14 protein-coding genes are annotated in these 18178 nt (G+C 45.6%); 9 read left to right on the top strand and 5 right to left on the bottom strand.

The features are described 5' to 3' along the window. The first annotated feature begins 69 nt into the window (after positions 1-69). The 6 genes from fmt to glmM all read left to right on the top strand — a co-directional run bounded on the left by fmt (position 70) and on the right by glmM (position 7273). A complete protein-coding gene (gene fmt, locus H1A11_RS12235; RefSeq protein WP_181757266.1) occupies positions 70-1041 on the top strand; it encodes a methionyl-tRNA formyltransferase in 972 nt (323 codons plus the stop codon). Positions 1042-1283: 242 nt separating this feature from the next. After that, the gene (gene rpe, locus H1A11_RS12230; RefSeq protein ID WP_005830060.1) at positions 1284-1934 is read left to right on the top strand and encodes a ribulose-phosphate 3-epimerase; all 651 of its coding nucleotides are present in this window, start codon (positions 1284-1286) and stop codon (positions 1932-1934) included. Positions 1935-1992: 58 nt separating this feature from the next. Further along, positions 1993-4029: a ComEC/Rec2 family competence protein gene (locus tag H1A11_RS12225; protein WP_181758092.1), complete on the top strand. Its 2037-nt coding sequence runs from the start codon at positions 1993-1995 to the stop codon at positions 4027-4029. An 86-nt stretch (positions 4030-4115) separates the two neighbouring features. Further along, on the top strand, positions 4116-5153 hold the full coding sequence (locus H1A11_RS12220) for a bifunctional oligoribonuclease/PAP phosphatase NrnA (RefSeq protein ID WP_181757265.1): 1038 nt from the start codon (positions 4116-4118) through the stop codon (positions 5151-5153). A 103-nt stretch (positions 5154-5256) separates the two neighbouring features. Continuing rightward, a complete protein-coding gene (locus H1A11_RS12215) occupies positions 5257-5859 on the top strand; it encodes a DUF4827 domain-containing protein (RefSeq protein WP_117600851.1) in 603 nt (200 codons plus the stop codon). Positions 5860-5884: 25 nt separating this feature from the next. Then, positions 5885-7273, top strand: coding sequence for a phosphoglucosamine mutase (glmM, locus tag H1A11_RS12210; protein ID WP_181757264.1), 1389 nt, complete (start codon positions 5885-5887; stop codon positions 7271-7273). A 77-nt stretch (positions 7274-7350) separates the two neighbouring features. Here the strand turns inward: glmM and H1A11_RS12205 are convergent, their stop codons facing one another. Both H1A11_RS12205 and H1A11_RS12200 read right to left on the bottom strand, forming a co-directional pair. Then, positions 7351-7854, bottom strand: coding sequence for an NUDIX domain-containing protein (locus H1A11_RS12205; RefSeq protein WP_098032152.1), 504 nt, complete (start codon positions 7852-7854; stop codon positions 7351-7353). A gap of 5 nt (positions 7855-7859) precedes the next feature. Continuing rightward, positions 7860-9089, bottom strand: a complete 1230-nt coding sequence (locus H1A11_RS12200; RefSeq protein WP_117600853.1) for an S-adenosylmethionine:tRNA ribosyltransferase-isomerase — start codon at positions 9087-9089, stop codon at positions 7860-7862. Positions 9090-9216: 127 nt separating this feature from the next. Here H1A11_RS12200 and H1A11_RS12195 point away from each other — a divergent pair, with 127 nt between their 5' ends. The 3 genes from H1A11_RS12195 to H1A11_RS12185 all read left to right on the top strand — a co-directional run bounded on the left by H1A11_RS12195 (position 9217) and on the right by H1A11_RS12185 (position 13497). Beyond that, on the top strand, positions 9217-10347 hold the full coding sequence (locus tag H1A11_RS12195) for a DUF2027 domain-containing protein (RefSeq protein ID WP_119961184.1): 1131 nt from the start codon (positions 9217-9219) through the stop codon (positions 10345-10347). A gap of 234 nt (positions 10348-10581) precedes the next feature. Further along, positions 10582-12612 (top strand): histidine kinase, encoded by a 2031-nt coding sequence (locus H1A11_RS12190; protein ID WP_181757263.1) that lies wholly within the window; start codon positions 10582-10584, stop codon positions 12610-12612. Positions 12613-12744: 132 nt separating this feature from the next. After that, complete coding sequence (locus H1A11_RS12185) at positions 12745-13497, top strand: LytTR family DNA-binding domain-containing protein (protein ID WP_181757262.1); 753 nt, start codon at positions 12745-12747, stop codon at positions 13495-13497. A 138-nt stretch (positions 13498-13635) separates the two neighbouring features. Here H1A11_RS12185 and H1A11_RS12180 read toward each other — a convergent pair whose 3' ends face one another. The 3 genes from H1A11_RS12180 to H1A11_RS12170 form a co-directional block, all read right to left on the bottom strand. Further along, positions 13636-13989, bottom strand: a complete 354-nt coding sequence (locus H1A11_RS12180) for a hypothetical protein (protein ID WP_057097580.1) — start codon at positions 13987-13989, stop codon at positions 13636-13638. Between the two features lie 290 nt (positions 13990-14279). Next, positions 14280-15422, bottom strand: a complete 1143-nt coding sequence (locus H1A11_RS12175; RefSeq protein ID WP_117600856.1) for a DUF4249 domain-containing protein — start codon at positions 15420-15422, stop codon at positions 14280-14282. A 15-nt stretch (positions 15423-15437) separates the two neighbouring features. Next, the gene (locus H1A11_RS12170; protein WP_254592895.1) at positions 15438-18176 is read right to left on the bottom strand and encodes a TonB-dependent receptor domain-containing protein; all 2739 of its coding nucleotides are present in this window, start codon (positions 18174-18176) and stop codon (positions 15438-15440) included. Between the last annotated feature and the right edge of the window lie 2 nt (positions 18177-18178).

Here is an 18178-nt window from a genome sequence, read left to right as displayed (position 1 = left end):
GTAAATAGTACATGAGTAGCCTCGCAAATTGTACATGGTAAATAGTAAATGGAGTAAATTGTAAATGAAATGGTGGAAAAGAAGAATTTGAGGATTGTATATATGGGTACTCCCGATTTTGCGGTGGAGGCTCTTCGTTGTCTGGTAGAAGGAGGTTACAATGTGGTGGGTGTCATTACGATGCCGGACAAGCCTGCCGGACGGGGGCATAAGCTCCAATTCTCTCCGGTGAAACAGTATGCACTGGAACATAATCTTCCGCTTCTTCAGCCGGAGAAGTTGAAGGATGAGGTTTTTGTGGAGGCGTTGCGTGCATGGAAGGCCGATTTGCAGATAGTCGTTGCTTTCCGCATGTTGCCGGAGGTAGTATGGAACATGCCGCGATTGGGCACCTTCAACCTGCATGCTTCCCTGCTTCCGCAGTATCGCGGCGCAGCCCCCATCAACTGGGCGGTGATTAATGGTGATACGGAAACGGGCATCACCACTTTCTTCCTGAAACATGAGATTGATACCGGTGAGGTTATTCAGCAGGTACGGATACCCATTGCCGATACGGACAATGTGGGTATCGTTCACGACAAACTGATGCTGTTGGGCGGTCGCCTGGTGGTAGAGACTGTTGATGCCATTCTTGCCGGTACGGTGAAAAGTATTCCTCAAGAAGAAATGGCCGTAGTGGGTGAACTGCGTCCGGCACCGAAAATCTTCAAAGATACTTGTCGTATTGACTGGAACCGTCCGGTGAAGCGTATTTACGATTTTGTACGCGGCCTTTCTCCCTATCCTGCCGCTTGGACGGAGTTGGTCCAGCCCAGTGGAGAATCTATTGTAGTAAAAATCTTCGAGACGGAGAAGATAGGGGAATCCCATCAACTGGCTCCCGGAACCTTGCAGACAGACGGGAAAAACTATATCCGCGTTGCTGCCGAAGATGGCTTTGTCGGCATCCGCTCCCTCCAGCTTCCGGGCAAGAAGAGACTGAAGACGGATGAACTGCTGCGCGGCTTCCGGTTGACGGAAGAATGTGTGATGAAATAACTGATTGTCATTCATCAACTTCCTACTGCAAAACTACTGCATTTGTTTTGCAGCGTCACTGCAACTAATATGCAGTGTGACTGCAACTGCTTTGCAGTAGTACTGTAACACGTTTGCAGTGACGCTGCAAAAGGTATGCAGTAAGTTTGCAGTGAGAGTTTTGACTTCCAATGTTAGGCCGACTTAAATCTTTTATCTATATTTGTACATCACAAAGTTCGTAAACTTTAGAATACAGCATTATGAAACCAATCATATCCCCTTCTATTCTCTCTGCCGATTTCGGTTATCTGGCACGGGACATTGAAATGATTAACGAAAGTGAGGCAGAGTGGGTACATATCGACATCATGGACGGTGTGTTTGTCCCCAATATTTCTTTCGGATTCCCGGTACTGAAGTATGTGGCAAAACTGTCGCAGAAACCTTTGGATGTGCATCTGATGATTGTACAGCCGGAGAAGTTTATTCCGGAGGTGAAGGCTCTGGGAGCCCATGTCATGAATGTGCATTATGAGGCTTGTCCGCATCTGCACCGCGTGGTGCAGCAAATTCGCGAAGCAGGGATGCAGCCGGCAGTAACGATTAATCCGGCAACTCCCGTGTCCTTGTTGAAGGATATTATTAATGATGTATACATGGTGCTGATCATGAGCGTAAATCCTGGCTTCGGCGGACAAAAGTTCATAGAGCATTCTCTTGATAAAGTGCGCGAGTTGCGTGAATTGATTACGGTTACCGGTTCGCAGGCCTTGATAGAAGTGGACGGTGGCGTAAACTTGGAAACTGGTTCGCGTCTGGTAGAAGCTGGAGCAGATGTACTGGTGGCAGGCAATGCCGTTTTCTCGGCTCCCGATCCGAAGGAGGCCATCCGTGCATTAAGGAATCTGTAATCCGTCTTCTGGATTGATAATCGACAGCTGGCAACGGCATCCTTTCCTTCGACTGTTGATGCCGTTGGTAGTTGGTATTTTGTGTGGAGATGCGTTTCCACACGTGCTTTCTGCATGGGAGTATGTGGCAGGTTTTCTGCTTTTTCTTTTTATTATAGGTAGATACAAGCATACCGGATGGGTGTATGGAGCGGCGGTATACCTTTTCTTGGGTGGTACGGGGTTCTGCTTGATGAGTTGGCAGCAGGGAAAGACGGCATTTCCCTTTTCGGGCAAAACTGCTGTTTATAGGGTTTGTATCCGCGAGCATCCAGAAGAGAGGGAGCGCAGCATATTGTGCAGGGTTGCCCTGCTGGGAGAGGTAGAGCAGGATACAGTTACGGGTTGTCCCCGGAATCATCTTTTTCTGGCTTATTTCCCGAAAGATTCTGCTACGGCCACTTTGCGTCGTGGTGATGAGTTGCTGGTATCTACCCGGCTTGTTCCTCCGGCAAACAATGGTAATCCCGACGAGTTTGACTATGCCCGCTACCTGAGGCGGAAAGGCTATAGCGGCACGGCTTACGTGGCTGACGGACATTGGCGGAAGACGGGGCATGATGCCTCTCGCACTGTCAGCCAGGTGGCACTGGATTATAGGGAGAAAGTGATTGGCTTATACCGGAGTTTGGGTTTTGAAACTGATGAATTGGCGGTACTTGCTGCGTTGACAGTGGGGGATAAAGAGGAACTGAGTGATGATATTGTGGAGACCTACTCCGTTTCGGGAGCCAGCCATGTACTGGCACTTTCGGGATTGCACATAGGTTTTCTGTATGCTTTGCTCTTGTTTGTGCTTCGTCCTTTGTGGAGGCGATGGCGGCGGTTGAAACCTTTGTTGCTTTTGCTTCTGGTCCTTTTCTTGGTGAGTTTTGCTTTTTTCACGGGATTGTCCTCCTCGGTGGTGCGGTCGGTTGTCATGTTCTCTTTGTTGGCGTTTGCCGGTTTGCAGCCGGAAAAGCCGCTGACTCTGAATACGCTGGCGGCAACTGCTTTCCTGATGCTGCTGTGCAAGCCGGCCTGGTTGTTTGATGTCGGTTTTCAGTTGTCATTCTCGGCGGTTACAGCTATTGTACTTGTACAGCCTAAGTTGTATGCCCTTTGGAAGGTTGACAATTGTTTCCTGCGATATTTGTGGGGACTTATGACAGTGTCTGTGGCAGCTCAGCTGGGTACGGCCCCTTTGGTCATTGTCTATTTCTCCCGTTTTTCCACTCATTTTCTGTTGACTAATCTTTGGGTAATTCCCATGGTGTCACTCGTTCTGTATTCGGCGGTCTTTCTGTTGATGCTTACGCTGCTGCCTTTTGTACAACATCTGTTTGCAAGGGTAGTAGAGGCATTGGTACATGTCCAGAATGAAGTGCTTCGCTGGATAGAGCATCTTCCCGGCGCTGCTGTCGATAATATTTGGTTGGATATATGGGGCGTTTTGCTCGTCTATCTGTTCTTGGGGATGGCATATTATGGCTTTCTACGCCTTACGGTACGTAGAGTCTGCTTTGCGTTGCTGGCATTGTTGGCAGTGGTTTCCTGGCATTCCCTTTCCATCATGTCCAATGCTCCCCGGCAGGGGATTGCTTTTTATAGTGTGAGAGGTTGTCCCGTTGTCCATTGTATGGCAGACAACTGTCATTCTTGGTTGGCATGTGCCGATAGCTTGCCGGATATGCCGCGTTTGTGCCGTGCCCTTTCTCCGCATTGGAATCGCCTGCGTCTGGAGACTCCCCGACTGGTTGCCGGAGATTATACAACTCCCGGCTTATCCATGCGCGACCAGATTGTCTCTTACGCCGGTAAGCGCATCTGTCTTCTTTCCGACAACCGTTGGAGAAACAAGAACTCTTCCCGTCCCCTTTCAGTTGATTATCTGTATGTTTCCAAGGGGTATCAAGGTGGGATAGAGGAACTTACTTCGCTCTTTTCCATAGGGATGGTGGTACTTGACGCTTCTCTTTCAGACTATTATCAGAATAAGATTGCCAATGATTGCGTTCGCTTAGGTATTCCTTATCTTCTTCTTTCTCAAAAAGGTTCTTACCGCATATTGTTATAAATCACAAACTTTTTGTACTTTTGCCCCTTCAATTTGTTATAAATGCCAAATAGTAAATAGTCAATCGTCAAATAGTAAATAAATATATGTTGACCAAAGTAATAGAACAATCCAAGATAGACCATTTCACCAAATGGTTTGACCGTGCAGACAAGATAGTAATCGTTTCGCATGTGGGCCCCGACGGGGACGCCATCGGCTCTTCTCTGGGCTTGTGGCACTTCTTCAGCTCGCAGGGAAAGACGGCGAATGTTATTGTGCCGAACGCTTTCCCCGACTTCTTGAAATGGATGCCCGGGAGCAAGGACATCCTTCTGTACGACCGCTACAAGGAGTTTGCCGACAAGCTGATTGCCGAGGCGGATGTCATTTGTTGTCAGGATTTTAATGCTATCCATCGTATAGATGCCATGGGTGACGCTGTTCTTGCATCCCCGGCAAGAAAAATACTGATAGACCATCATCTCCATCCAGAGGATTTCTGCAAGATTATCATCTCCCATCCGGAGATATCTTCCACTTCGGAACTGGTTTTCCGCCTGATTTGCCGTATGGGCTATTTCAGTGACATTTCAAGGGAAGGTGCGGAATGTATCTATACGGGCATGATGACCGATACCGGCGGGTTCACCTATAATTCCAATAATCGGGAAATCTATTTCATCATCAGCGAACTGTTGTCGAAAGGTATTGATAAGGACGAGATTTACCGCAGAGTGTTCAATACTTATTCAGAAAGCCGTCTGCGCCTGATGGGATATGTCTTGTCACAAATGAAGGTCTATCCGGACTATCATGCAGCCTTAATTTCCTTGACTAAAGCCGAACAAAGCCAATTTGACTATGTGCGTGGAGATAGTGAAGGGTTTGTGAACATTCCTTTGAGCATCAAAGGGGTGATTTTCTCTTGTTTCCTGCGTGAAGATACGGAGAAGCCGATGATAAAGATTTCTTTACGTTCGGTCGGTACGTTCCCTTGCAATCAGCTGGCTGCCGAGTTCTTTGGCGGCGGTGGTCATTTGAATGCTTCCGGCGGTGAATTTTATGGAACGATGGATGAGGCCCGCAAGGTCTTTGAGCAGGCTTTGGAGAAATACAAACCGCTGCTGAATGCCAAAGGATAAAAAAAGTTCAGTTGTAAAGGTTAAAAGTTACGAACTTTCTATCTGCAGCTTTCAACTTTCAAGGAAATCAGATACTTTTGTACGAAATTACTAAATAACAGAAATGAAGAAACTTACTTTATTCTTTTTTGCCTTACTTGCAGTTTGTTTAGCCTTCCAGGCATGCGATAATTCTAAAACTTATGCCGAAATGCTTGAGGAAGAAAAAGATGCCATCAAAGCGTTTATCAAAGACAGTAGTATTGTCGTTATTTCTCAAAGTGAATTCTATGCGCAAGATTCGACAACGGATGTAAGCAGGAATGAGTATGTGCAGCTGGCAAGCGGGGTGTATATGCAGATTGTGGATAAAGGTTCGACGAATCCTGCAGATACAGTTAAACCGAATGATTTGGTTTTGGTGCGTTATGAAGAATATGGATTGATAGAAAAGGCGGTGACTTCATCTAATTTGAATAATCCGACAGTTGTGGATGAATTCAGATATACGGTTACTTCTTCATCTATAGCCGGACTTTTTACACAAGGATATATGCTTGCATATTATGGATCGTCCGTGCCTGCCGGTTGGTTGGTCGCTTTGAATTATGTACGTGATGGGGCGCATGTGAAACTGATTGTACCATCTAAGATGGGGCAACAGACTGCCATGCAACAAGTGTATCCTTATTATTACGATATACATAAATTCCAAATTTGGAACTAACCTATAAATTTTAAATCATTAACCTATGACTCTAATCAAATCTATTTCTGGAATCCGCGGAACCATTGGCGGTGGTGCCGGCGAGGGATTGAATCCGCTCGACATTGTGAAGTTCACTTCAGCTTATGCTACCCTGATTCGTAAGACGTGTACTGTAAAAAGTAACAAAATCGTGGTAGGGCGTGATGCCCGCATCTCTGGCGAGATGGTCAAGAACGTAGTAGTCGGTACCTTGATGGGTATGGGCTGGGATGTAGTGGACATTGATTTGGCTTCTACTCCGACTACCGAGCTGGCTGTAACCATGGAAGGTGCCAGTGGAGGTATTATCCTGACTGCCTCACACAATCCCAAGCAGTGGAATGCGTTGAAACTGTTGAATGAAAAGGGCGAATTTCTGAACGCTGCCGAAGGTCAGGAAGTACTCCGCATTGCAGCTGCCGAAGAATTCGATTATGCCGAAGTGGACCAACTCGGCTTGTACCGTCAGGATTTAAGCTACAACCAGAAACATATCGACAGCGTATTGGCGCTTGACCTTGTAGACGTGGAAGCTATCCGAAAGGCAAACTTCCGTGTAGCCATCGATTGTGTAAACTCTGTAGGTGGTATTATTCTGCCGCAACTACTTGAACAACTTGGTGTTCAGCACGTAGAGAAGCTCTATTGCGAACCGACCGGTAACTTCCAGCATAATCCCGAGCCTCTGGAAAAGAACTTGGGTGACATCATGAACCTGATGAAAGGAGGGAAGGCAGATGTTGCATTTGTTGTAGACCCTGATGTAGACCGCCTGGCAATGATTTGCGAAGACGGCAAGATGTACGGTGAAGAATATACACTGGTTACTGTTGCCGACTACGTATTGAAACATACTCCGGGCAATACGGTATCCAATTTGAGTTCGACCCGTGCCTTGCGCGATGTAACTCGCAAGTATGGGCAAGGATATTACGCTTCCGCCGTAGGTGAAGTGAATGTAACTACCAAAATGAAGGAGGTAGGTGCCGTTATCGGTGGCGAAGGAAACGGTGGGGTAATTTATCCGGCCAGCCACTATGGACGTGATGCCTTGGTAGGTATTGCCTTGTTCTTGAGCCATCTGGCACACGAAGGCAAGAAGGTGAGCGAACTCCGTGCATCCTATCCTGCATACTTCATGGCAAAGAATCGTGTAGACTTGACTCCTGAAACAGATGTAGATGCTATTCTTGCCAAGGTGAAGGAGCTGTATAAGAATGAAGAAATCAATGATATAGACGGTGTGAAGATTGACTTCCCCGACAAATGGGTTCATCTGCGTAAAAGCAATACGGAACCGATTATCCGCGTTTATAGTGAGGCCGGTACACCAGAAGCTGCCGAGGAAATCGGTCAGCAGATTATGAAGGTGATTGAAGACCTGGCAAAATAAGACTGATTGTAATGACTGTTATATGTCCCACTTTTTTTTTGGAGAGTGGGACTTTTTTTAGGGAGTATTTATTGCTGCTACAATTCGATGACTTTCTCTATCTCTTCTTCAAAGTTTGGAGTAAAGACTTCCTTGCCTATGCTTTTTTTGATTTCATCAATGCTCCAGAAACGTCCTCCGTCCAGCTCGTCACTGGGATGTATTTCACCGTCGTAGACCGTTTTGTGTACGAAGACCAGTTCCTTTTCGCGGGCAGACTCGAAGACATAATGCAAGACGGTTTCGGGAACAAAGTCGGTAATGCCGAGTTCTTCGCGTACCTCGCGTTTCAGCGCCATCTCTACACTTTCACCTAAATCGACGTGTCCGCCTACGGAGGTGTCCCACTTCCCCGGTTGTATGTCTTTCCATTCGGGACGTTTCTGCAGATACAGCTCACCTTTGGAATTGAATACATGAAGATGGATTACCGGATGCAGCAGTTTGCTACCGTTATGGCATTCGCCACGGGTGGCGGCACCTATGATGTTGCCTTGTTCGTCGACAAGGGGGAACATCTCTTGATTGTTATCGTGGTTCATTGTGTTTAGGGTATTAATAATGATGAATCTCCATAGCTCAGAAAGCGGAAATCATGTGCCAGTGCATAGTTATAAATCTTCTGCCAGTCGCCGTGTACGAAAGCTGATACGAGCAGCAGCAAGGTGCTTTGCGGTTGGTGGAAATTAGTCACCATAGCCTTCACGATTTTGTATTCATATCCCGGGGCGATGATGATTTGAGTGCTGGTATGCAGAGTCTCCATACTATGCTTGTCAAGATAGGCGACAATGGCTTGCAGGGCTTTTACTGCAGGGGTGGTGGCAGCCTTGGCAGACATTTCATAAGGTTGCCATTGGTGGACGTGCAAGTCTTCCTCCGTGGCTTCGGGATTATTCAGTAAGGTGGCTCCGATGTGATAAAGGCTTTCCAATGTGCGCACCGAAGTTGTCCCTACGGCCACTGCCTTGCCGTCGTGCGCTATGAGTTTTTCCAATGTGTTGCGCGAGACGGAGATGTATTCCGTATGCATTTCATGCCCTTCTATTTCTTCACTTTTCACCGGTTTGAAGGTTCCGGCTCCCACATGGAGTGTCAGTTCTTCCAATTCTACTCCTTTATTGCGCAATGCGTCCAATACGCGTGGGGTGAAATGCAGTCCCGCTGTAGGGGCAGCCACCGAACCTTTGATTTTGGAATAGACAGTCTGGTAAGTCTCCTTGTCACTTTCCTGGGTTTCCCGGTTCAAGTAGGGAGGGATGGGCAATTCACCGAAGACCTCGAGAATGTCGGCAAAAGTCACTTCCGGATTATTCCAGCGGAAGTTTACCCAATGGCTGGTTCCGTGGCATTCGCCCCGTTCGGCGGTCAGGGTGAGTGGTTTGCCTTTCACGGTCATCTCACGTCTTAGCATGCCTTCTTTCCATTTTTTCAGGTTGCCGACCATGCAGAGCCAAGCGGTATGCTCGGTTTGCTGGAAGTTGAGGGCATAGTCGTTCGGCTGTATAGGTTCTAGGCAGAATACTTCAATCAGTGCTCCCGTTTCTTTCCGGAAATGCAGGCGTGCTTGGATGACTTTGGTATTGTTGAATATCATCAGGCTTCCCGATGGCAGATACTCCGGCAGTGAAGTGAATCTGTCTTCTGAAACTTCTCCGTGGCGATACAATAACAGTTTGGACTGGTCACGTACGGACAATGGGAACTTTGCAATGCGTTCGTCCGGCAATGGGTAGTTGAATTCGCTGATTCTGATATGTCTGGGGTCTTCTTTCATGATGGCTTTCTCTTTATTATATCGGCTGCAAAGGTACGGATATTTGGGAAGATTTGAAGAATAAGGGAAATAATTCCTAACTTTGCAGGAAGAAAGTAGGAAAAGACAAACTAAAAGATACGTTACTATGAAGATAGGAGATAAAGTTCGTTTCCTCAGCGAAGTTGGGGGTGGTGTTGTGACAGGATTTCAAGGGAAAAACATCGTGTTGGTGGAAGATGCCGACGGTTTTGACATACCGATGCCCATAAACGAATGTGTGGTGATAGAGACCGATGATTATAATATCCCCACTCCGGCAGCCAAAGCGGCTGCCAAGAAGAAGCGGGAAGAAGAGCAACAATTGCGTACGACTGCTACTGCGGCAAGGCCGTCTGCTATGGAGTCTCAGGTTTCAGAGCCTCAAACGGTCCGTTTGGAGAAACCGCAGATATCTGTTTATCGTCAGCCCGAGATGAAAGGCGGAGATATCCTGAATGTTTTTCTGGCTTTTGTTCCGGAGGATATCAAGGCTGTCAGCACTACACCTTTCGAGGCATATTTGGTGAACGACAGTAATTATTATATGTATTATACCTATTCGAGTGCTGAAGGAAAGTCCTGGACAGTCCGTTCGCATGGTTTGATAGAGCCGAATACGAAACTTCTGCTGGAGGAGTTCGAAAAGTCCGAGTTGAACGACCGTGAACGTGTGATGGTACAGCTGGTGGCATTCAAAGATAACCGTGCGTTCACAATGAAACCGGCTGTCAGTGTGGAAGTCCGCATAGATATGGTAAAGTTCTATAAACTGCATACATTCCAGCAGACGGTTTTCTTTGAAACACCGGCCTTGGTGTATGATATTGTCCGGAATGACCAGCCTGCCAAGCAGGTGTATGTTTCGGCAGAGGAACTGAAGGAGGCTTTGATACAGAAAAAAACGGCAGATACTCCATCCAAACCGCAGACGGTCATCAAACGTGGGGGCAAGAATGGGATTGTCGAGATTGACCTGCATATCGGCGAGTTGCTGGATGACACCTGCGGCATGAGCAACAGTGAAATATTGAATTACCAACTGGACAAGTTTCGTGAAGTGATGGAACAATACAAGAAAAAGCGCGAACAACGCATCGTCTTTATTCATGGCAAGGGGGATGGTGTACTTCGTAAAGCGCTATTGGATGAGTTGAAACGTAAATATTCCAATTGCCGCCACCAGGATGCTTCGTTCCAGGAGTACGGATTTGGGGCGACGATGGTGACGATTAAATAAAATCAAGTATTTGAATAGTGAATAGGGCAGTTCAAACGTTGGAATGCCCTATTCATTATTTTTGATGGCTTATTAGCTAAATATTGTACTATGATGTGATTTTTTGTTTCGTTTTAATAAAGCGGTAACGTATGCTCTTTTATGGCTGAGAAATACGCCTTATACTTGACGGCATTTCGCAAAAATATTTTAAGTTTGTAGATGTATTGAATAAATAATCTAATTACGGGAAACATGGGAGAGAGGATGGATAAGCGAATTCGATTTTACATTTATTGGATATTAGGGCTTGTGTTTCTAGGGGCTTGTGCGCCCGGAGATGAAGAGGACGTATACACAGAGATGAGAGCTTTTGAGGATTTTTCCCGTATAAATGGAGACTCTGTGGCCATTGTGCCCCGAAAGGTGAGGTTGAAGGCTCTTCAAAAGATGGAAGAGGCAAAGGATAGCTTGGTCAAATATAATTATCTGGCAATGACACTGAAAACATATTTGATTACTTCACAGCTTGATTCGGCGCAAATCGTAATCCAGCAGATACATGACTTTATTGAAAGGCAGCATAGTTCTTCTCAAATGGCAGATTTGGAGTCTGAATGTTTCAATATGAAGGGAAATATCTTTGCACGCGTTGGGAATATGGATTCTGCCGAAATTTGCTTCCGGAAGGCTTATGAATTACGGATGAGAGGGACTAGGATTGAAGTGGTGCCGGATATTTTGATGAATCTTGCTGATGCGAATAACCGTTTAGGAAAATTGGATATAGGGGCAGCTTGGTATAGGAGAGCTTTGTTGATGTGTGACTCTTTGCATATAGCTTCTACCAAGAAACCTCCCATTTATTATGGTTTGGCACAAGTATATGTTACCATGCGTGATTTCGAACAGTGTGATTACTATTATAATCTGGCAGGGGAAAGCTATGACAGTATGCTGCCTTATGAAAAATATATTTATTTGAATAATAGAGGGACTTCTTACTATTATAGGGAGGATTATCAGACAGCGATAAAATATTTCCAAAAGGTTATTGATTTAGTCGAAGGATATGATGATATGAGTTTTGAACTTAATCTGGGGAGGTTGAATTTAGGAGACTGTTATCTTCAACTGAATATGGTTGATTTGGCTGTTAAATATATAAATGAATGCCAACCTTTTTTTGAGGAAATGGGGGTGAGTACTGCACTATATTATATCGATACGCAGAAAATAGAATTAGCCCTGCTTCAGAAAGACTTTCAAGAAGCACGCCGTTTATTGTCCGAGAGTGTAGTTCCTCCGGGCATCGACCCTGATATGGTACATATCCGTAATAAATACCTTCAGCAGTTTTACGAGGAAACCGGCAACTACAAGAGGGCTTATCACTATCTGCAGAGGAACAACCTGCTTGATGATTCTATCAGGAATGAGCGTGTCCGGATGCGTACGGCAGACTTGACTTTGCGTTATCAGCAGGATTCTACCTTGATGGCACATCGGGTTTTGCTTCAGGAGCAGAAAAACGAGGTGCTGGTGCTGAGGCAGACACAGTTTGTCGTGTTTGCTGTAGCTGTTGTATCTATATTGACGGCGGTTTTTCTTTATCTGTACAGCAAAAAGAAACGTGCTTTGTTGCTTGCACGGAATCATCGCACAGTCTCTACACTTCGTCTGGAGAATATCCGTAACCGCTTGTCCCCTCATTTCATCTTCAATGTGCTGAACTGGGAGATGGCGGAGCGGAATGTAGAAGAAAAGCAAGAGCTTTCGTCGCTGGTAAAACTGATGCGTCGCAATCTGGAATTGGCGGAACAACTGTGTGTAACCTTGGCAGAGGAGCTGGATTTTGTGAAAACATATATTAATCTGGAACGCCGTTCTTTAGGTCCGGATTTTCATTCGGAACTGAAGATAGAAAAGGATGTGCAGCCGGAGCAAATAAGGATTCCGTCTATGATGATTCAAATTCCGGTTGAAAATGCAGTGAAGCATGCGTTGCGCGAGAAGGAAGGTGAACGTAATCTTTGGGTTTCGGTCTGTCGCCGGGGAAACGGTATCTGTATAAAGATAACGGATAATGGTGGCGGTTATCGTCCAGACAGTCGGAACCGGGGCACGGGGACGGGAATGAAAGTCATTATGCAGACCATTCAGATTCTCAACAATAAGAATAAGGAGGCCATTGATGTTTCAGTGCACAATGTCTCTCTACAGAGTGGTGAGATGGGATGTGAGGTGACTTTCTGGTTGCCAGACAACTACGATTACAGGATTTAAAAGAACCGTTTAATCTCGTTTTTTGCAAGGATAGGCATATTTACGGATAAATAGTCCGTAAATGGCTTCTTGTTGCTTTGTATGGGAGCAGGATTATGTATATATTCGCGAAAAGAAAAACATAAAAGAAACATGGATAAATATAAGGTTGCAATAGTTGACGACGATGAGGTGGCTCTTGAGAATCTGAGTTTTGAATTGGGAAAGGATGCACGCTTTTCTTTGAAGGGAACTGCCCGTAATGGCAAGCAAGGGAAAAAACTCATTGCCAAGGTACAGCCGGATTTGTTGTTCTTGGATGTGGAAATGCCGGATATGACAGGAATGGAACTACTGCAGGAAATACGTGGCAGTGTTTCATGGAACATGCGGATTGTTTTCTATACGGCTTATGATAAGTATATGGTTCAGGCTATCCGGGAGGCTGCGTTCGACTATCTGTTGAAACCTTTTGAAGAGCAGGAGCTTCGGGATATTCTTGCACGTTTTGTAGAGCAGGCAGAAGCTGGGCAGAGAATGTCATATCCCATTGGTGCGCCGTTGCATGCCGGACAGACATTTATCGTATTTACGCCAACCAATGATATGCGTGCATTGCGTCCGGCTGAAATCGGTTTTTTTCGCTATTGCTCCGAGCGTAAGCAGTGGGAGGTGATACTAAACAACCAGCCGCCATTGGTGCTGCGTCGCGGAATGACTGCTGAGCAGATTACTCAATATTCATCCAGTTTCGTGCAGATACATCAATCGTATATTATCAATATTGATTATCTGATGATTATAAAGGATAGCAAATGTATGCTTTATCCACCATTTGACAAAGTGACGGAACTGCTGGTTTCCAGAAAGTATAAGAAAGAACTGCAAGACAGATTCTGCTTGTAAAGTGATAAGAATTATTTGGTTAGGGAGTTGACGCCGCAGACTTTGGTGGCGTTGACGTAAAGAAAAGGCATTGAACCTTTAAAGTCCAATGCCTTTTTATTTATCAAATACAATTTTCGTATTCATCAGAAGCGAAGCTTATTTCACTTCGATACCTTTGTTCTGCAGTGTGACATTTAATACTCTGGCATAATCGGCATACTGCTTTTCATTCAGAGTCTTTTTCATCAACTTCAGATTACCATAAACTGCATTACGGAGTAACTTCTCCTGATTCTTCTTGGAATTTGTAGCGCGTTCCATCTGTTCTGTAAAATATTCGCAGATGTTTGCCACTTCTTCATGCTGGTTGGAATCCAGATTCAAATACTTACTCAACTTTGTTATGTTGATGTTACCTTCCCATTTTGCAGTTGTAGGCTGGTTTTCTGCTGCAAATGTTGTAGCAGTCAGGCAGACTGCTGCCACTAATGTTAATCCTAAACGTTTCATAATACCTACTTTTTAATTGTTATTCCTAAAAACTAATTTCAATCTAATACCTATTGAAAACTCTCTAAGCGCTTAGCTTTTTCTTTTACCTATGCAAATGTAGGTATATGTTTTATAACACAAAAATGAATAAGGGAAAAAGTGTAGTCTATACCTTCATTTCTTGACTTAAATCAATTTTATAGTGTGAAAATGCTTTGTTTAGATGCTTTTTGTAATACGAATGTAATGTGGACTAACTGAATTTATATTTGTAGTAGTGGATAAAAGGATTTTTATTAGTCAAAATGTTATTGCCAAATAGTTTCGGGTAATTCTATGATTACTCTGCTTTCAGAGCAGACTCCCACAAAGCCTAATCCGCCTATGACGTTGCAAGGCAGACTGATAGGTTCCATTAAAGCATCGTCGTAATCCCCATCATCCAGGCAGTTTAAGGCTTTTAGATAGCGGTATTCGGCTTCAGTGATGCTAAGCAACCGTACGGTGATGGTTTGTTTGCGGGATATATGGTCGTAGTAGTGTCCCTCTATCGGATAATAATCTTGGTAGAGAGGGGTGTATACTTTCAATGTGGCATAAGAGTTACGGAAAGTGTTATCATTGAATATGTTGTATTTGTTATTTATGGTGGGAAACAATTCATTTTCTTCATCATCATAGTTGCTGGGGTGGCCGTCAGTCAGTATAACATCTTCCCGGTTGATGATTTCGTTCTGCCGGGGAGCAAGGATGGTAGTGTCTCTAGGTATGGAGGCCCAATGCCAAGAGCCGTCCTCGTCTTCCACTTTGATGAGGCTGCCGTTTTCATCCTCCAGATATTCTTTCCATTTGCAATAGTAACTACGGTCGTTCCAAATGTCCAGCCGGTAGTAGTTCTTCTCGTTGGGGCGGTCTTGCAATGTAATTTTGTATTGGCGGTAAAGGGTTTTCCCGCTGTACTCGCGCAGGTAGGCCAGGCAAGTATCCACGTGCAGGCTCTCTATCGGTTGTGGCACGGTGACTTCGGCACTGGCATGGTATTTTCCGTTTTCGGCAGTGGCTTCCAGACGTATGTTGTCACCGGGATGCAGTGTGCTGGTCAGACGATATTTCTTGAAACGTATACTTTTCAGTAATGATTCATAAACGTCCTTATCAAGTTCTCCTTCCAGATGCCCATAAATTTCTTCCGGGGAAACCGCTTTCGGAGTTTCTGCTATTTTGCCATTGATGTAGAGGGAAAGAGTTGCTTCGTTCAAATGTTCAATGCTATAGCCCTCGCCTAAGTGGAGATAGACATCATTCTCAGCTTGTCCGGTTTCGAGCAAGGCGTTCATGATGATTTGCGGATCTTGTTGTCCGGGATTGTAAGGAATTTCGTTTTCGCAGGCTGTTAGGAAGCTTACAATAGTTATATATATAATAAGGTGTAATTTCATTTTTGTTTTCATATGCCGAATTTGTTTTTAAAATCTATAAGTATAGGTAACAGAAGGAATACAAGGCAGTATTGTTATTTTCTTGATGACAGTTTGAGCTTTCTTCTGTCCGGTATTTCCATGATAAATACTTTCGTAGAAATCATCGTAGTATACGTTGTATCTATTTTGGTATTTGCTGTAAACGATATTCGGATTCATGGCATTGTATGCATTGTAGATACTGATATTCCAGGTACGAATACCATGTTTGGTCTTCTTGTTGAAGTTGACGCCGAGATTCAAACGATGGCTGGCGGGAAGGCGGTAATTGTTACGCCGGGAGATGTAGCCGGTTTCCTCAATAGAGCCATCGGGTTTGATGATGATTGTTGCCTTTTCGGGGATAGTGATACATCCACCGGTATTGAATATCCAGGAAGCTCCTGCATCAATGCGGTCACTGAACTTATGGCTGAGATTGAGGCTGATGCTGTGGCGGCGGTCATATTTGTAGGGGAACCATCGGCCTTGGTTGATGGTACCGTTCTTAAAACGGTGATCGGTCTTGGATAGGGTATATGCGAGCCAGCCGGTAGTCTTACCCAATGTTTTCTGTGCCATCAGTTCCAGACCGAAGGAGCGGCCTTCGCCCATTTCTACTTTTTCCTCCCAGTTGGTAGAGGTGCCGAAGAAGGATACACCGTCTTGATATTCAAGTATGTGTTTCATCTGTTTATAATATCCCTCGACGGAGAACTCCCAACCCGGCAGTCCGGAATAGTAGCCTCCTATGGAGAACTGGTTGGCATACATCGGACTGATGTCTTTGGTAATGGGTACCCAGAGGTCGGTAGGCATAGACAGCGGAGTAGAGGACAGCAGATGCACATACTGTGCCATGCACGTATAGGATGCTTTGGCAGAATATCCTTGTCCGAGGTCATAGCGGGCGGAAAGGCGGGGCTGCAACGAATAGTAGCTTTTCCCTTGTGTGTGGAACAGCGATGTGCGTACACCTGCATTCAGACTGAGCCTGGCGTTTACATTGAAATTGTCTTCGGCGTAAAGGGAGATTTCTTGTCCGCGCATGGCATGGCTGTTGCTGGTATTGTAAACCGTATCTTCCTGGAGGGCGCCATTATCTATATCTTGTATTTTCGAGGTAGCTATTCCCGGACGGAACGTATGGTGGATGTACTCTGCACCGAACTTGATGTGGTGCTGCGGCATGGGGGTGTAGTCAAAGTCCATACGCGCACTCCAGTCACGGATACCGGAGTTGAACTTGGAGGAGTAATAGTATCTGTCTTGTACTTTATTGGCGACAGTATAGGTATCTTCTATGTTTCCGTCCAGCCCCATCTCATATTTGTTGTATGAGACGGTGGTGTTGCAAAACAGCTTGCTGTTGAATACATAGTTCCAGCGGCCGTAGGCGATGGTGTTTCCCCAATTCAGATGGCTGTTGTCCTTGGAATAATTCTTAATGCTGTTGTCGTAATTGTCACCGTGGTAGTAACTGTCATAATGATAGTGGTCCTTCCCCTTGTAGAAACTGAGGAAGATGCGGCTACGGTCGCTGAATTTATGGTTGACCTTTGCATTGACGTCGTAAAAATAGTAGTTGTATTTGTCGGAATAGGTGTCGTCTTTGTCTACAATGAGATTTTTGAAGAATAGGGTGGGGATGGCTCGTGCGCTGAAACTGAAGGAGGTCCGTTCTTTCCAGATAGGGCCTTCGATATGCAGTTTGTCCGTCAACAGGCCTATGCTGAATGCGCCGTGGTATTTATGCATGTCTCCGTCGTTGGTCCGTACATCTACTATAGACGAAAGACGCCCGCCGTAGCGGGCAGGAAAAGAACTTTTGAAGAGTGTGGTGTTCTTTACCGCTTCGGGCGTAAAGATGGAGAATACTCCCAACAGGTGGTCTGCGTTGTAAACTGGAATTCCGTCCAGCATAACCAGGTTTTGGTCGGGACCTCCCCCTCGCACATACATGCCAGCAAAACCTTCCATGCCGGCTTGCACACCCGGCATCAGCTGAATGGTCTTCAGCAGGTCGGCTTCTCCCAATATGGACGGGGTATGCCTGATTTGTGTCATCGGTATCTCATGCGCTCCCATGGCTGTGCTTTCTATGCCGGCCTCCCGCTTGTCCGAGAGCACTACGACCTCTGCCAGCTGGTTATTACTGTCCAATCTGACGTTGAGCAAGGTGTCTTTCGTCAGCTCGAACCGGCTATGCCGGCTTTCGTAGCCCAGGTAGGAGAAAACCAGTTCCGTTTCCCCTTCCGGCAAGGTGAGGGAATAGAAACCGAAAGGATTGGTGGCAGTACCTGTGGAACGACGACTCTCAAGGATATTGGCACCAATCAGCGTCTCGGAAGACGCTCCGTCGGTCACGTATCCGCTGATGGTGAACTTACGGCTAACGGGTTTCTGCGGCACGGGCCGCTTATGGAGTAGAATGTGCTTTCCGGATATTTCGAACGTGATGGGTTCGTTTTCAAAGGCACGTTGCAATATCTCACTGATGTTCTTTTGTTTCATCTCCAGTGTGATGCGGTGCGTGAGCTTTACTTCTTCCCCATAGATGAAGGAGAATCCGGTTGCATTTTCCAGTTGCTTCACGAAACTCTCTAAAGTTGCGTTACGGATATTCAGGTTTATACGTGTTTCCTTGTTTTGTGCTGGTGCATGGAGTGAGGAGCTTAAAAGAACCACACACATCAGAAGTACGGTTCTGATGCGGTGGTGCGAACAGATAGTAGAGCTGGTCATTG

Origin of the sequence: Bacteroides sp. CACC 737, assembly GCF_013874375.1 — a bacterium.
GTDB lineage: Bacteria > Bacteroidota > Bacteroidia > Bacteroidales > Bacteroidaceae > Bacteroides > Bacteroides uniformis.
This window is presented reverse-complemented; position numbering and strand designations above follow the sequence as displayed.

Coding starts and splice junctions, on each gene's coding strand:
- fmt (WP_181757266.1), top strand. CDS start 70: ATGGTGGAAAAGAAGAATTTGAGGATTGTATATATGGGTACTCCCGAT.
- rpe (WP_005830060.1), top strand. CDS start 1,284: ATGAAACCAATCATATCCCCTTCTATTCTCTCTGCCGATTTCGGTTAT.
- H1A11_RS12225 (WP_181758092.1), top strand. CDS start 1,993: ATGCCGTTGGTAGTTGGTATTTTGTGTGGAGATGCGTTTCCACACGTG.
- H1A11_RS12220 (WP_181757265.1), top strand. CDS start 4,116: ATGTTGACCAAAGTAATAGAACAATCCAAGATAGACCATTTCACCAAA.
- H1A11_RS12215 (WP_117600851.1), top strand. CDS start 5,257: ATGAAGAAACTTACTTTATTCTTTTTTGCCTTACTTGCAGTTTGTTTA.
- glmM (WP_181757264.1), top strand. CDS start 5,885: ATGACTCTAATCAAATCTATTTCTGGAATCCGCGGAACCATTGGCGGT.
- H1A11_RS12205 (WP_098032152.1), bottom strand. CDS start 7,854: ATGAACCACGATAACAATCAAGAGATGTTCCCCCTTGTCGACGAACAA.
- H1A11_RS12200 (WP_117600853.1), bottom strand. CDS start 9,089: ATGAAAGAAGACCCCAGACATATCAGAATCAGCGAATTCAACTACCCA.
- H1A11_RS12195 (WP_119961184.1), top strand. CDS start 9,217: ATGAAGATAGGAGATAAAGTTCGTTTCCTCAGCGAAGTTGGGGGTGGT.
- H1A11_RS12190 (WP_181757263.1), top strand. CDS start 10,582: ATGGGAGAGAGGATGGATAAGCGAATTCGATTTTACATTTATTGGATA.
- H1A11_RS12185 (WP_181757262.1), top strand. CDS start 12,745: ATGGATAAATATAAGGTTGCAATAGTTGACGACGATGAGGTGGCTCTT.
- H1A11_RS12180 (WP_057097580.1), bottom strand. CDS start 13,989: ATGAAACGTTTAGGATTAACATTAGTGGCAGCAGTCTGCCTGACTGCT.
- H1A11_RS12175 (WP_117600856.1), bottom strand. CDS start 15,422: ATGAAAACAAAAATGAAATTACACCTTATTATATATATAACTATTGTA.
- H1A11_RS12170 (WP_254592895.1), bottom strand. CDS start 18,176: ATGACCAGCTCTACTATCTGTTCGCACCACCGCATCAGAACCGTACTT.